Below are 16529 nucleotides of genomic sequence, written 5' to 3'. Positions count from 1 at the left end.
GTTTCCAGTTGATTCTTACGCTGTCAATTCAATATGTTAATGAACTTTTTCTTTACTTTCTCTTAACGTTGTTTCGCTAAGCGGGTGCAAATATACAAGCCTTTTTCGTTCCTGCAAGTGCTTTTTGTGTTTTATTTTAAATTAATTTTCAAAGCACTTATTATAAGGTGTTTACTTAATGAAAAAATATTGAATTTATTAGAGGGATATCTTTCTGCAGCACTATTTATAATTGACAAGCTATTTATTCATTATATATATGTACACTCTTAAGTCTGCATTAGCGGTAGTAGCGGCATCCTTTTTTTGCTTCTATATATAATGACACAGAAAGAACATCGTATATATGATGACGTATTCTCCCTTAAAATAAAACTAGTAAAAAAAGATATAGCGGATGACGCGACGCTTTTGCTGTTAAAAAGCAAAAGCGGAATGCCCTAAAAAGACATACAATACTTGTGGTATTATATATGGATCGGATAACTTTACTATTAATAAGTAAAGAAGAAACGTTATAAGTTAATCTATAGGAAGAAATCCCAAACTAAACCAAACCTAATCGTAAAATCTCTGTAAGGATTGTTGGGTGCTGAAAAATAATCGTATCCGGTAAAGGATGAATTAAAATGCTCGGCTTTAAAAAAGATACGTGTTTGCCTAACCTTAGCATTGATAAAGAAATCTAATCTAGGGAAACCTCCTAGCTTGGTGTCGTTTTGGGTATAGAATTCGGCCAATAGCGGGTCATAACCATTCATGTTATACTCAGAAAAGTAATTGAAAGTTACCCCTGTTTGTAAAGTCATTGATTTTTTAAACAACTGGTTGGAGTAATACAATGTATTCCTTGTTATGATTGCAGGTACATTAAGAACATCTTCATCACTAACTACATTTTGATACATTAAGGTGTTATCTAATGCAAAATTACCGACTTTAAATTCCTTTTGTAGTTTTAATCTAAAATACTGAAGCGGCTTATTGTACTGTTTTGGTTCTATAATGTTAACTCCGTCTATAGTTTCTTTTAAATTGAAATAGGTGTAGTTATCTATATTAGATAAATCTACATAGGCATTTAGCCATTTTTGAGATTCAATTTTGAAATTTAACTGCTGTGTGTTTACGTTTTTAAAATTCTCTAGATTATACCAATTATAGTTAATATAATCACTTTGGTATAATAGGTAGTTATAGTTTGCTAATCTGGAATTAATTGCGATTCCACCAGAAAGCGCTATATCTTTATTTAGCTTTAAGTTTATGTTACCGTCTAGAAAGCTTCCTACAAATGTATCGGAAAGGTTTAGTCCTCCGTTACCGGTAATATTAAATCCTTTATAGGTTTTTGAATACGCTCCTTCTAAACCTAGGAAGTTTGATTGAATTCTATTTGTTATTGCTGTTGTTGGAAATAATACAACACTATTATAACCGTAATTAATATCTGTATAATTTACAGCAAACTCTAGATCCCCTATTATATTATTGCTATATCTAAGTCCTAAGGCTGTTTTAAAATTCTCTAGTTTTACTTTATCATTAATGCTTGTTGTAAACGCTTCTCCAAAAAAATCTTCAGCAGACACGTCTTGACTATACTGATAATATTTATCTTCTAATGAAAGCTTATTGAATAGTGTTATACTATTATTACTTAGGGAGTCTCTTTGTTGAAGTAATGTATAAGCGTGCTCAAAATAAAAGCGTTTACCTTCTAATATGTTTTCAGCGTCTTCAAACGCAGGATCAAATACGGATCTGTCTAAAAACTCTTCATTACCTAGGCTAAAATTATCGAGGTCTTCAGTATCTAAACCACCATTTTCTTGGTTAAGTAAATCTTGCATTACAACATAACCTTTGGCCTGGTATTTTTTATTCTTTGCTTTATAATCTGATGTAAACCGAAAATTTCCGGTACTAGTCAACGTGTTCTGATAGTTACCTAATGACCGTAATCCTTTATAGGCTATTGAAAAATTAAATTGCTTAGAGAGATTTACGGTAAAGAAAGCGTCTAAAAGCTGACCTTGTTCAAATGCTGTCTTATAGGTTAAACGCGTCCACGGCGTTGGAACTTCATAAAACAGAACATCCTCGTGCTTTAAATAATTAAAATGGCGGGCTCTTGCACCGAACAACGGTGACGTATTATTGTCCCAAGAATCAAAACTAAGTGTATTATAGGTCTGTCCTATATTAGCAAACGGCATTAAATTAAAATTATCCGTTTGAAGGTAATTAAATTTATAATCCTTTTTAATTGTTAATGTTGTATCTACTTGGATAGAGTCTGCGAGATTACTAAACTGCAGATACATATCGATGGTAGCTAACTCTTTAAACCCGCTAGCCTTATTAGTTAGAGAAGTTGTATCTGATCTATTATCTAAGTTTGCTTTAGTTAGTTTAGTCTGAGCCACAAGGCTTATTGTAAAAAAACAAAATACAAGTATGTAAAAATGTTTGTTCTGCATTTAGAAATATATAATTTTCAAACAAAGTAAACCATTAATTATTGTATGGGAATATAAAATTACAATTTACTTAACATAAAAAAGACCAACAGTGTTATTTGTTGGTCTTTAGTATTATTTGATTATTAAAGTGTTTTACTCAATAATAACTTTTTTAGATGTCATATTATTTCCTTTAGAAATATTTGCGATGTAAACGCCAGAAGCTACACCTCGTAAATTTACCGTTTCATTAAATCTAACAGAATTATTAGAGAACGTATTCTTATAGACTATACGTCCACTAATATCATAAACATCAACTTTGACATCATCGTTATTGTTGATTTTAGAATCGAAGCTAATAGTAAACTCACCCTTATTTGGATTTGGATGAATAGACAAATTATTTTCAAAACCGAAATCATCGACACTTAAACTCTGTTGAATTTCAAAATCCCTTCTATTGATATTATAGAATATATTACCCACAGCTTCTACCATTATTCTACATGATGCCGCATCTATATTTGGAAGAGTAACAGTTTCATTACCGTCATTTGGCGTATTAGATAACAATACTGTATCGAAATTTAATCCACCATCGGTAGATAATAAAATATTAACATTTTGAGCATTAACAGCACCTGTATTGGTTGAAGCTACGTTCCATGATACTTCTTGAGAACTATTACCAACATAAGCAATATTAAAAGTGTTTTGAGAAGTTACAACAAAAGGACCAGCAGAATTAGTTAATGAGATACTCATTTCATCTACACTAGTCTGACCACCTTGAATGTCATTATCCCTTACCGTTAATCTAAAATTAAGATCTCTTGCGACTAACATAAGACGTTCCCAAGTTGTTGAATTATCAACGTTACCAACATAATCCTCTAATCTAGGAATATACCTTACATTACTAGTACTAGGTGAAAAAGATCTTACAACAGGTCCATCTGCTGTAAAATCTGATGGTGCTGTATTAGAAGCACCTAAATCATACTCCTCCCAACAGTAAGTTAAAAGCGCTACATCTTTATCATCAGTAGCAGAACCGACAAGTTTATATGGAGTTCTAAATGGAATTGTATAATCATTTCCAGCATTTGATGTCGGAGATGAATTTGAAATACTTAATTGTTCTGCACATGTACTATTTCCGAAAGTAATATTAGACCACATTTCGGCCAAACTTGCTTGATGAAAATATAAATCAGCTTGAGATTGAATATTTGACTGTGTACCGCAAATCCCTGCATACGACATAATTGTAGTCCCACCTCCTGGTTCAAATGCAGTACTTGCTGTTGCTGCACCAAAACAGGTATTCGCATTATAAGTATGACGAGCACCATATTGATGTCCCATTTCGTGCATTAATGTAGACTCAAAACCATAACCCGTTGGTGGTCCGAATAATGAACTACTCACTCCTCTAGCTTTATTATTTGTACATGGAGAAAACAATTGCGCAAGTCCACTACCTGAAGTACTTAACATATGACCAATATCATAAGGCTCTCCAATAAATGCATCAATGAAGAATTGACTCTCATCAATTAATACACTAATATCATCATTAGTTAAGAAGGAATCAGTGAGAAAAATCACATTCCTGTTATTATCAACAATAGTCATTGTTACTGCCAATTCTCTTTCATAAACAGCATTAACTCTTGTCATAACATCATTCATAACAGCTAATATCGCATTCTTTTTTACTGCATCAGAAGCACTGCTTAAGCCTGCTTGGCTGATATGATATGTTGCGTATTCTTGTGTACAAGAAAGTGCTAATTTAAAATTTCTTAATTTACCATCATTTGCATTTCGAGCAGCAGGGTTCATTCCTACGTCTAAAGAACTTGCTATTTGCTCTTCAGAATCTTCTGTAAGACAGCTTATTTGCGTTTCAGATAAAGGAATATCATTCTTAGAATAAGCGATGTAAAATTTTCTGTCTTTTGTTAAGGAATCAATGTATTGAACCGAATTATCAGTGTCAAAAATTACAGCTTTTAAACCAAAAAGAGAAATACTAAATCTAATTGTTTTGCCTTTGTTCTTTAATGAAGTTCCAACAAATGAACGCACATCACTTAACTCTATTTGCAATTCCTCAGAAAGCACTGGTGCATCAAAGACCTCATAATCTTCATAGAATCCATCACCACTAGGAAAACTTACGACAATACCATTTGTATTATCTGAAAGCATCCTATTTGGAGCAGATTTAATTTTATCAAATAACTGATCTATATTTAAACCATAAACAGTATAAGCATCTGGCATCGATACACGATCCCATTTCTCATACTCAGAATTCAAAACATCAGATTTTTGATACCAAAAACCTGATTTTGCTTGTGCCATAATTGACATTGAAACACTGACGAATACTAATAAAATTAAGTATCGACATTGAGTATTAATTTTCATATATTTTATATTTAATTTTAATAAATGTTTTTTCAAAATCAAAAAATCCATTTATAACGGATACAAGATAAATAAAAAAAAACCGCTAAAAGCGGTTTTTTTTTATAAAACATAAATAATTATATTTTTGTTAACACAACTGTTAATTCAATGTTCTCAACACCACATCCACCAGAGCCTCCGAAAAAATCTAACATATTCAATGTTACACTTTCTGATTCTGCTACTGTACAAGCGTCTAGAGTAAAAATATTAGCACTATCACCACCTATAGTAAGGTCTTCACCTGCAGCACAGGCTATACCCGTAGATATATCATTTTGAACAACTATCTGACCATCTGAATTAATATTAAATCCGATAGAAACTATATTACCACCTGGTGCATAAGCAACATCGAAAGACCTATTAAAAGCTGCACCTGCATCTGCTGTTACAGTAACAGTTTGATCAGCAAAAACATCTCCACCAAATAAACTATCACCAGAAGTCACAGTTAGATTATAATCACCTACAAAAAAGTCATCATTTGCAAGTAATCCTGCAATAGCAACTTCAATCTCTGGACAAATAGTTACCCTAATTGTTGTTGGTCTAGTTTCCTCTGTACCACTAATACCTATAGCAATACCTGAATTATCAGTACCATTCAAAACAACATCAAATACCATAGTTTCAGTAATATTAGCTGCTGTTACTTCCGCTATGTTCAATTGTATTTCCGGAAAAGTAGTATCAAAATTACTTGAAGTTCCACCTGGGCTTAATAAATTACCTGTGTTAGAAAAAACCGTATTAGGGTTAGCACCAGATACTGGTACAAAACTATAGCTAATAGTTAAATCATTGGCAACTATAGGAACATTTACTTCAACAGGAATTCCTGCAGGAACACTTACATCGTAACCTCCTAAGTCAATACTCAACTGGCTAGTTTGAAACTGCACCCATCCAGACTCTGGACTTTCGTTGAATTTACCTTCATTCTCACCTTCGCTACTATCACAACTGTTAAAAGAGACCAATAACAATGAGAATAAAAACGATATTTTAAAAATATTTTTCATATGTAATTTTAAATTTTAGTTAAAGTAAAACTTTGTATGCTACTAGCACCACAAGAAAGTAATGGGTCTTGTAAATAATTAACTGTTATAACATCTTCATTATCTAAAGAATAAGTTGAATTATTTGCAGCACCTGCAGTGACTAATATATAAGAATCACCACCTGCACAAGCAACATTGATATCAACATCCTGCGCAAAGTTTAATACGTTACAAGCTAAACCAAGTACTACTTCTACTTCAGCTTCAACAGTTGAACCAGGTAAATGTATTGTATTGAATGTTCTTTCTGTTTCACTATCACCTACAGATATCGAAACTGTTTCTCCTGCTGGAAAATTACCTGATCCATCATCACCGATAATGTAATCACCTACTAAGAAGGTAGAAGGAACTGGACAAACTTCAAAAATATTAACAGTAATTTCTTCAAAATCTGCATTCTCAGAATCAGATAACCCATTAATATTAAATACAATTCTTTTAGATGTAGCATCTACCAAATTATTGTCTGTACCTACTATAGTAAGTGTTCCTTGATAAGAGTTAGCTGGTATGGTTACACTTGTAGGTAAACTATAAGTAAGATCATTAGCTGTAGTTATCTCAGGATCTGCATTTAAAACAATATCATATGTTCTATCTACACTACTAACTGTACTAGAGTTTAGTATTAAATTAATACTACTAGTATCGTCGATTGTAACTGGTAAGTTATAAACACTTTTCTCAAACGTGATAAACGTATTGTTTTCATTGATATTGCCGTTATAAATAACTTCTTCTACTGTCTCATCACAAGACACAGTAACTATAGCCAATAGCAACACAAATGTTAATTTAAATATATTTTTCATAATTATTTTTTCTAAAAATTAATTTGAATTAGTATTGAGGATTTTGAGATATAGCAGTATTACCATTGATCTCAGATTGAGGAATAGCTAATGTAAATCTAAAATCAGAAGATGAAATATCACATATACCTTCAAAAGAAGCACAATCAACAGAATTTCTAGTCACTCCAATACCTAATTCTGGACCTACACGTTTAATATCTAACCATCTATGACCTTCATAACATAATTCTAAACGACGCTCTAACATTATATCAGTTAAAGCTACATTTAAATTCGTATAAGATGCAGGCGTAACAGTAGCTGATCCTCTAGCAGTTCTCAACTCTTGAATCGTAGTTGCAGCATCAGCGAACATATTATTTCTAGCTTGTAATTCAGCCTTGATTAATTGAACTTCTGAAGCTCTCATCATCTTAAAATCATTAATCGCCTGTCCAGCAGCTGAACCAGGATATTTATTAATTAATAATTCATTTGCAGGATCATTTAATCCTACTACAGTACTCGCTGAGTTAACAAAAGCTTGTCTTCTTGCACCACCTTCTGCATCTAATAAATTAAACAACTCATTAGACATTTCTAAGAATCCGTCACCTGTTCCTGGAAAGTTAAAGTAAAATAACTGTGCTACACCTGCATCACCAACAACTCTTGATAACTTAAATATAACTTCTGTGTCATCTACATCTAAATACATTCCAATATACTCACCAAAACTAGCTAAAGGATAATCCGTTAATAATTCATTAGCAAGTGTAATATTAGCCGTACTACTATCTCCTTCTGTAAGTGCTATTCTTAATTTAAGAAACTTAACGAAATCTTCACTAATCCAAATTGGACTTGCATTAGTAGCATTAGACGGATCAAATAAAGTTAAAGCTGTATTCAAATCCTCTTTAATGAAGGTTAAGTTTTCAGAAACTGTATTTCTTTCAAAAACATCTGAAGTTTCTGGAACAAAATCCATATTAATTGCACCTAAAGTATTAGGATTACTATAGTCTGTTGTATAATACTGAACAACTTCAAAGTGACATAACGCTCTTATAGCTAACAATTGTGCTTTTATGTGATTCGCTTCAACTAATTCTTGACCAGTAAAAGTTAAACGATCTAATACGCCAAGTACACGATTTGCAAAATTGATTGTTACATATCTATTATTCCAAATGTTATGAGGAATACTTCCACTAGTAAAACTTACTACATAGTTGTAATCCTGAGCACCCTGACCATTACTAGCTAAACCAGCTTTAAGGTTATCACCTAAAATTGCATTAGCGTATAAAGAATTACCTGTTCCATTACCACCTCCATCTGGAGCATAAGCGGCATAAACACCAAGTAGTCCCGATTGTACGTCGGCTAAAGATCTATAGGCAGCATCCTCTGTAAGCTCCCCTTCTTGCAAAATATCAGTGGCATCCTCACAAGAGACTGACAAAGACAATGCAAATAAAAATAATATTTTAAATATATGTTTTTTCATCTTAAATTTTTATTAAAAATTAACTGTTACTCCTAGAGTATATATTTTAGGTGTAGGGTACTGCCCTCTATCTGTTGTTCTAAAGTTAGATTCAGGATCCCATCCTCTATATTTAGTAAACGTAATTAAATTCTCACCTTGCAAGTATAGTCTTACACCACTTACTGGTAACTTTTCTAATGCCTCTTTTGGAATTGAGTATGCTAACGTAATATTTCTTAATCTAAGGAATGATGCATCTTCAAGATATCTATCCGTAGAATTAATATAATCAACACTACCAAAAGCAGATCCTACACGAGGTACTTCAGTAATATCACCTACATTCTGCCAAGCATCAAATAAAGTAACTGATCTATTTCTACCATTCTCTATAGATCCTTGAGACACTTCCTGTAAACTAGCATAATCTAAATTGTTTCTATAAACTTCAGCAACGAAAGACCATTGTGTAGTGAATGCGAAACCTTTATATTGTATATCCGTACCAAAACCACCTTGAAAAACAGGGTAGATTGATTTATCAGAAAACACTCTATCTTCATCCAATAACGTCTCTGTTAATGAACCATCTAATTTTCTAAATAATGGATTACCATTTGCTGGATTAACACCTGCATAAGGCACCAAGTAGAAAGATCCTAATGACTGACCTTCACCTAACGCTGTAGAACCACCATTATTAACTAACCCATTAGATGATGGAGGTAAAGCCTCAATCTCATTCTTGTTATAAGATCCATTAGCATTTACAGATATTCTCCAATCACTATCATTAAATAATCTGTACGATAATTGTAATTCAACACCTTTATTTACCATAGTACCTAGATTAGAATCAATTGTACCACCTGTAGCATTTAACAGTGAAATATTATTATTCTGAAACAAATCTTCCGTCTTTTTCTCGTAAACATCAATCGCACCAGTAAGCTTACTATTCCAAATTTGGAAATCTAATCCAACATTCGTTTGAGTAGTTTCTTCCCATCTCAAAGATGTATTAGCCACTTGAGCAGCCACAGTTGAAACAGAACCATTATAACCAGTTCCTGCAGTATATAGGTTTCTAGTTAAATTAAGACCCCCATAATAAGTACCTGCAATCCTGTCATTACCAGAAATACCATGAGATGCTCTAAGCTTTAATAAATTAAAAGCACTACCATCCATAAAAGGTTCAGCATCGATATTCCAACGACCACCAACAGACCAAAATGTACCCCATTTGTTATCATCAATAAATCTAAACGAATTATCTCTTCTTATTCCTGCAGAGAAACCATATTTACCATCATATTCATAATCTAATTGACTGAATAAAGACATATTTCCAACTGTAACAGTAGATTGACCTAAAGTATCAATATATGGGTTAGTTGTGTTTCCGTTGATAACTTCAGTTGTTGTTCCAGGAATAAAAGCAGCACCTGAACCTACTAAACGTGGATCAAGACCAAATTGCGAATAATTAAATCCGTCTAAATGTCCTTTTAAATACTCCATAAAAACAGTAACGTCTAGATTATGTTTATCACCAAAAGTGTTATTATAATTTAACGAAGTAACTGAGTTAAATCTAAAATCTCTTAAGAATGACTCAGACTGAATACCACCAAATTGAGCATCTACACCTTGTGCAGATTGAAACGGGCCTAATATACTTTCTGGGTGAAGAATATCTATAGCTCTTTCACTACTGTAATCCACACCTAATTGAATACCTGCCGTAAGATTTTTGGCAAAATTCCAATTTGCATTAAAAGACGCTAAAACTTTTACTTCCTCTTCTTTGTCAGTATTAAGCGCTATACTATTTAATAGAACATATGGAAAATTAGAAGCTCCACGTCCAAGAATAGCATTAATATCACCTGGCTGAATACCACCATCACGAGTTATTGAACCATCAGCCGCATATGGACTTAAATAAGGTAATCCCTGTAAAGCAGCACTAAACGGATTAAAAAATGTAGAACCAGAACCAGAACCATCTTGCTCATTTGTAGTAGAAACACCTACAGACAAGTTTAAACCATAATTAAATTTGTCATCAGAAGATTTACCACTGAAGTTATTTCTTACAGAGAAACGTTTAAATTCCGATCCAATAAAAATACCATCTTGCTCAAAATATTGCAATGAGGTAAAATTATTAGAATTTTCTCCACCAGATGTAATTGATAAGTTATGAGAATTAGTTGTTCCTTTTCTAAAAAACACATCCGCCCAATTTGTATTTGTTTGATTAGCTAAAGCATTAATCTCACCTGCTGATAACTCAGCTCCTAAACCACCATTATTTTGATTTTGCCAATTTAAAACCTCTCTTGAGTTCATCAACTCAAAAGGCTGATCTTGTAATTCATTATAACCGAAAGTAGAAGTATATTTAAATTCCAAACCTTGATTATAACGACCTTTCTTAGTTGTAATCACAATCGCTCCATTCGCAGCTCTGTTTCCATAAATATTTGCTGCAGCAGCATCCTTTAAAACTGCAAATGATGCAATATCAGTTGGGTTGATACTTCTAAAGTTATCTTCATCCACCGGAATTCCATCTACAACAAATAATGGCTCGATATTACCATTTATAGATCCAGGCCCTCTTAATATTATAGTACTATCCGATCCTGGCTGCCCAGAACCTGTAGCAATATTTAAACCAGCAACCTGACCTTGAAGATTTTGCAAGGCAGAAGCATTTGCTCTATCTTCTAATATCTCTGCATTAACCGTAGTTATAGCAGAAGTTACTGTTCTTACAGAAGCAGCATTACCGTAGGCAACCACAACAACTTCATCAAGTTGGCTGTCTGCTTTTAAAGCTACATTCACAACCGAACTAGAACCTACACTTTTTTCTACGCTTACAAATCCTACGTAAGAAAAAATTAAGATATCATTTTCATTTGCTCTAATGGAAAATTGCCCATCAAAATCTGTTTGTTGACCTCTAGAGGTCCCTTTTACAATTACACTAGCTCCAGGAAGGGGTAAACCATCCGTTACTGTTGTAACTGTACCTGTGATAGTCTTCTCTTGTGCAAAAGAAAACTGCATCACGAACGCCATAAATAGCGTTAATAACCATGTTAATTTTAATTTCATAAAACAATTATTTGAGTTAGTCTAATTGCAAACATCTTAATTAAATATTAAATAACCAAGCAATTTTCCAAAAATAATGTTAACACTATTGCGAATATCTTAACTATTCATAGATTGCTATTTCCCCAATGTTTTTAGGCATTAACTCAATAGTTAGATGCAAAAAGTGCAAAAGGGTTGCGTTAAAATTTTAACTTTGTTCAAAATTTAACATTTTGGCATTAAAAATTCAATTTTCTACTCATAATTTAGAATGTGGTACAGATGAAGCAGGCAGAGGTTGTTTAGCTGGTCCGGTTACAGCTGCTGCAGTAATATTACCTATTACCTTTAAAAACCTGATACTGAATGATTCTAAGCAACTCTCAGAAAAAAACAGGGTTATTTTAAAACCAATAATTGAACACGAGAGTGTTTCATTTGGGGTTTATCATATTTTTGAACAAGAAATCGATACTATTAACATCCTTAATGCCTCCATAAAAGCAATGCATGGCGCTATTTCTACTTTAAAAACTATTCCAGAATATATTATTGTAGATGGTAATAGGTTTAAGCCCTATGAAAAGATCCCATATTCCACCATAATAAAAGGTGATAGTAAATATTTAAGTATTGCCGCTGCTTCCGTTTTAGCAAAAACGTATAGAGATGATTATATGGAAAAAATCCACGAAGAGTTCCCAATGTACAACTGGAAACAAAACAAAGGCTACCCAACAAAAGAGCACAGAGCTGCTATAAAAAAATATGGAGTTACCAAATATCACAGAAAATCATTTAGATTATTGCCCGAGCAATACAAATTGGATATATAACTTTTTATATTTGTAAACTAAACACAACTTAATGAAGCGACTTGGTTTTTTATCGATTTTGTTTACCCTAGTTTTGGCCTGCCAAAAAGACTACAACAAAACCAAACAACCTTATAAATTAATTCCAACCGAAACATCTGCTATCATTCAAGTAAATGAGCTTAATGATTTTGTTACTAGTATTGAAAATAATGACGTCCTTTCTGGACTATATAATAAAGAGTTAAAAAACGCCTCTCTATTTTTAAACCAGCTTAACACTACCCAACAAGTTTATATTTCCTTTACGGATTCTAATTATCTCATTCTTACAGAAAATGACAGCACTTTATTTGTGCTTGATTCCATTAAGAATATTACGTCGACAACTTTGGTCGATTTAAACATTGAAAAGACCGAAATAAATAACAACATCATCTATCATAAAATTATAGGAAATACTTTTGCAGGCTCTAATGACTTAGAACTTTTAAAGACTCTAAACACTGATAACGAAAACACAGAGCTTAGCAACTTAATTGAGACCACAGATAAAAAATCGGTCGCTTCTATTTTATTTAAACCTGAGGCTACTAATTACTCTAAACTATTGTTTTCAGATGTCATAAATAAAGCTGGTAGAAATTTCACAGTCTTAGATTTTGATTACTCAGAAAAAGGACTGAATTACAATGGTATTTTAACCTCAAAAGATTCGAGTGCTAACCATCTCGACAGTTTTAAAAATACTGTTCCTCAAAAAACAAATTCACCTTTTATTGCTCCTTACAACACAAGTTCTTTAGTGAGTATTACATACGATAATTTTTCAGTATTTAATAAAAACAATTACCATCTAAAGGATAGCCTAGTAGACGTTTCTGAAACTTTCTTAAATTTCACAGATGAAATTGCCTTAATTGACGATGTATTAGTGCTTCATTCATTAGATCCTAACTTAATTATAGAATCTATTGAAGACAAATCTATATCGGAATCCTTTAGAGATATTGACATCTATGAGTTTGGACAACCAGACTTCTTCGAGACCAATTTAATCCCTTTTATAACTTTCGAAAATGCTAATTTCTTTTCTGTTTTTGAAAATTTCATTGTGTTTTCTAGCGCTTCTGAAACCTTAAAATCAATTCTAACAGATGCGTTAAATAACAACACGCTAGCTAATTCTGATGCTTTTTTAAGTATTAGCGAAAAGCTTAGTGATGAAGCCTCATTATTTATCTTTAAAGATTCTGAAAAACTCTCGACTGTTTTAGATCAAACGATGAATGGCTACAACGCTAACGCTGTTCAGTTTATACGCGAAGACAATTACACCCATATCAACGGAATTATTCAGAAATTCAAAAAAAGAGCCGCTTCAAATTCTGTTGCAGAAACATTTACCACCCCACTTGAAGCTGCACTATTAACAGCTCCACAAGCCGTTAAAAATCATGTTTCTAAAGCGCATGATATCGTCGTTCAGGATGTAAATAATATGCTCTATCTTATTTCGAGTTCTGGGAATATTCTCTGGAATAAACAACTTCAAGGACAAATTTTAGGACCGGTTGAACAGATTGATATGTATAAAAATGGCAGGTTACAATTAGCATTTACAACACCCAACCAACTATACATTTTAGACCGAAATGGTAACGACGTGTCCCCTTTTCCTTTAAAATTTAACGATGCCATTACACAACCGCTTTCCGTTTTTGATTACGATAAACGAAAAGATTATAGATTACTAGTTACCCAAGGAAAAAACCTTTTGATGTATAATGCAAAAGGACAATCTATTGGTGGTTTTAATTATAAAAATAATGATTCTCAAATTTCATCACAACCTAAACATTTCAGAATTGGAAGTAAAGATTACATCGTATTTGGAGCTGGCGAAAACCTTAAAATATTAAACAGACAAGGGGATAGTAGAATTAATGTAAAAGACAAAATCCGTTTTTCTGATAACGACCTGTATTTATACCAGAATAAATTTACCACGACCAACACACTTGGCCAACTTATACAAGTCGATACCAAAGGAAATCTCAGTACAAAAAATCTAAATCTTACAGATAAGCATAAAATAGCAACTACTAGTAAAACCTTGGTTTCCTTAAGGGAAAACAGATTAATTATAAAATCTAGAACCATTGATTTGGATTACGGAGATTATACAGAGCCTAGGATATTTTATTTGAATGATAAGATCTACGTTACAACTACAGATTTGCAATCTAAAAAAGTATACCTTTTTGATAGTCAAGCAAAATCCATCCCTAATTTCCCTGTCTTTGGTACGTCAGCGGCAGTGCTAGAAAAACTAGATAACGATAGTGGTTTAGAACTCATTACGCAAAGCGATGACAAAACCCTAATAGTTTACAAACTACATTAAAAATCATTCTTATTTTAGTATTATTTTCACTTACAATAAGCGCATTGTTTTGTAGTATTGTATAACCAAAATTTAGACGACAATTTCATCATGATAAAAAGACAAAAAGCATCCTTAAGAAGCTGTATAATTCACAAAGTTGGTAACAAATTTAATGGTACAAAAAATGCCTTTTCAGATGCCATTGTAGATTTTGATGAAGCCACTTATAATTTAATGTTGCCTTATCTTCTGAGACCTTTTATGAGTGTAGCCGAAAATTATCGTTTTCACCACCATAGTGATGTAGCTCTCAATGAAATAAACACTTATAGCGATCAATTATTTAAAGAAGGTGCTGATTTTGTAGACATCTCTAAACACATTGTAACGCATCTATTTGAGCAAAGTAATTCTGCTCAAATTAAAACCGGTGATGTCCTTATTTGTCATTTTGAAAACATACAATACGAAGACTACTTTACAGATGCTATTGGGATCTTTAAAATTGAAAATAAGACTGAGTTTTTTCAAACGTATTTAGAAGATAATAACTACGATATATTAGTTCAAAAAGGTATCCAAGCTAAAAAGGTAGACAAGGGTTGCTTAATCTTAAATACTTCCGATATGGAAGGCAAAATTGTACTTAGTGTAGACAACAACACTTACGACACACAATACTGGATCAAAAGCTTCTTAAACATCAGATACCCAGACGACAGCAATCAGCACACCAAAAACTGTATTGAACTTTGCCGAGAATTTTCTAAAGAAGTTTTACAACCTAATTTTGGTGGTCAAGAGCAAAGTAACTTCCTAGCTAAAACGGTTGATTTTTTCAAAGAAAATGAAATTGTAAATATCGATACTTTCAAAGAAGAAGTTTTTGATGAAGAGGATAAAATTCAATTATTTGAAGATTACAAGAAAACTTACGAAACAGACAATAAAGTACTGATTAGAAACCAGTTTGACGTCTCTGAAGTAGCCTTAAAAAAGCAAAAGCAAAAAATTAAAACCGAAATAAAACTCGACACCAACATTCAAATAAAACTAGATGTTGATGCCCCTGATGCTTCTGCAGAATATTTAGAACGCGGTTACGATGAAGAGAAGAAAATGCACTTTTATAAGGTATTTTTTAATGACGAGTCTTAACTTTAATTATTAACATCTCAGTCGTAAACTAAAGTTGAATGAAGCTCGCGTCAAAAAGCGCACTAAAATGCTTTAAAAGCTTCTCTTTAACTTCATTTTCATTTACGCTATCGACACCCAATTCATTATTTAAGGTTGTTACCGCTTTACCTCTTATTCCACATGGAATAATATGATCAAAATAGCCTAAATCTGCATTCACATTTAAGGCGAATCCATGCATGGTAACCCAACGGCTAGCCCTTACTCCCATAGCGCAAATTTTACGCGCAAATGGAGTGCCAACATCGAGCCAAACACCTGTTTCTCCCGGACTGCGTTCTGTTTTTAAACCGTACTCAGCTAATGTTAGAATGATAACTTCTTCTAAAAATCGTAAGTATTTATGAATATCTGTAAAGAAGTTATCTAAGTCTAGAATCGGATAACCCACAATCTGCCCTGGACCATGATAGGTAATATCTCCACCTCGATTAATTTTGTAAAACGTGGCTCCTTTTTCAGACAATTGCGTTTCAGAAAGTAGTAAATTTGAGAGATCACCACTTTTTCCTAAAGTATAGACATGCGGATGTTCTACAAAGAGAAAATGATTATCAGTTACTAAGCCAGCATCTTCTCTTCGATTCTTTATTTTAGTATCTAAAATAGCTTTAAAGAGTGTTTCCTGGTAATCCCAAGTGTCCTTAAAATCTTTAGTTCCTAAATCTTGTAGTTGTATTTTTTTATTCACAATAATTATTCT

10 protein-coding genes are annotated in these 16529 nt (G+C 32.7%); 3 read left to right on the top strand and 7 right to left on the bottom strand.

The features are described 5' to 3' along the window. Window positions 1-527: 527 nt before the first annotated feature. The 6 genes from DFQ09_RS16740 to DFQ09_RS16715 form a co-directional block, all read right to left on the bottom strand. Complete coding sequence (locus tag DFQ09_RS16740) at window positions 528-2429, bottom strand: putative porin (RefSeq protein ID WP_245940380.1); 1902 nt, start codon at window positions 2427-2429, stop codon at window positions 528-530. Between the two features lie 189 nt (window positions 2430-2618). Beyond that, a complete protein-coding gene (locus DFQ09_RS16735; protein WP_181897204.1) occupies window positions 2619-4841 on the bottom strand; it encodes a zinc-dependent metalloprotease in 2223 nt (740 codons plus the stop codon). Between the two features lie 185 nt (window positions 4842-5026). Beyond that, window positions 5027-5974 (bottom strand): hypothetical protein, encoded by a 948-nt coding sequence (locus tag DFQ09_RS16730; RefSeq protein WP_115812404.1) that lies wholly within the window; start codon window positions 5972-5974, stop codon window positions 5027-5029. An 8-nt stretch (window positions 5975-5982) separates the two neighbouring features. Then, entirely contained in the window at window positions 5983-6831 is an 849-nt protein-coding gene (locus DFQ09_RS16725) for a hypothetical protein (protein WP_115812402.1), read from the bottom strand. 28 nt (window positions 6832-6859) lie between these two features. Further along, window positions 6860-8326, bottom strand: a complete 1467-nt coding sequence (locus DFQ09_RS16720) for a RagB/SusD family nutrient uptake outer membrane protein (protein WP_115812400.1) — start codon at window positions 8324-8326, stop codon at window positions 6860-6862. Window positions 8327-8338: 12 nt separating this feature from the next. Beyond that, the gene (locus DFQ09_RS16715; RefSeq protein ID WP_115812397.1) at window positions 8339-11440 is read right to left on the bottom strand and encodes a SusC/RagA family TonB-linked outer membrane protein; all 3102 of its coding nucleotides are present in this window, start codon (window positions 11438-11440) and stop codon (window positions 8339-8341) included. Between the two features lie 215 nt (window positions 11441-11655). On the opposite strand from DFQ09_RS16715, the gene DFQ09_RS16710 reads away from it, so the two are divergent. The 3 genes from DFQ09_RS16710 (at window position 11656) to DFQ09_RS16700 (ending at window position 15784) form a co-directional block, all read left to right on the top strand. Beyond that, window positions 11656-12258, top strand: a complete 603-nt coding sequence (locus tag DFQ09_RS16710; protein WP_115812394.1) for a ribonuclease HII — start codon at window positions 11656-11658, stop codon at window positions 12256-12258. Between the two features lie 31 nt (window positions 12259-12289). Beyond that, on the top strand, window positions 12290-14644 hold the full coding sequence (locus DFQ09_RS16705; protein WP_115812390.1) for a ribonuclease HII: 2355 nt from the start codon (window positions 12290-12292) through the stop codon (window positions 14642-14644). Between the two features lie 90 nt (window positions 14645-14734). Next, the gene (locus tag DFQ09_RS16700; protein WP_115812429.1) at window positions 14735-15784 is read left to right on the top strand and encodes a nucleoid-associated protein; all 1050 of its coding nucleotides are present in this window, start codon (window positions 14735-14737) and stop codon (window positions 15782-15784) included. Window positions 15785-15812: 28 nt separating this feature from the next. Here DFQ09_RS16700 and lipB read toward each other — a convergent pair whose 3' ends face one another. Continuing rightward, window positions 15813-16517: a lipoyl(octanoyl) transferase LipB gene (gene lipB / locus DFQ09_RS16695; RefSeq protein WP_115812386.1), complete on the bottom strand. Its 705-nt coding sequence runs from the start codon at window positions 16515-16517 to the stop codon at window positions 15813-15815. Between the last annotated feature and the right edge of the window lie 12 nt (window positions 16518-16529).

It is taken from the genome of Winogradskyella pacifica, assembly GCF_003386275.1.
In the GTDB taxonomy this organism is placed as follows: Bacteria; Bacteroidota; Bacteroidia; order Flavobacteriales; family Flavobacteriaceae; genus Winogradskyella; species Winogradskyella pacifica.
This window is presented reverse-complemented; position numbering and strand designations above follow the sequence as displayed.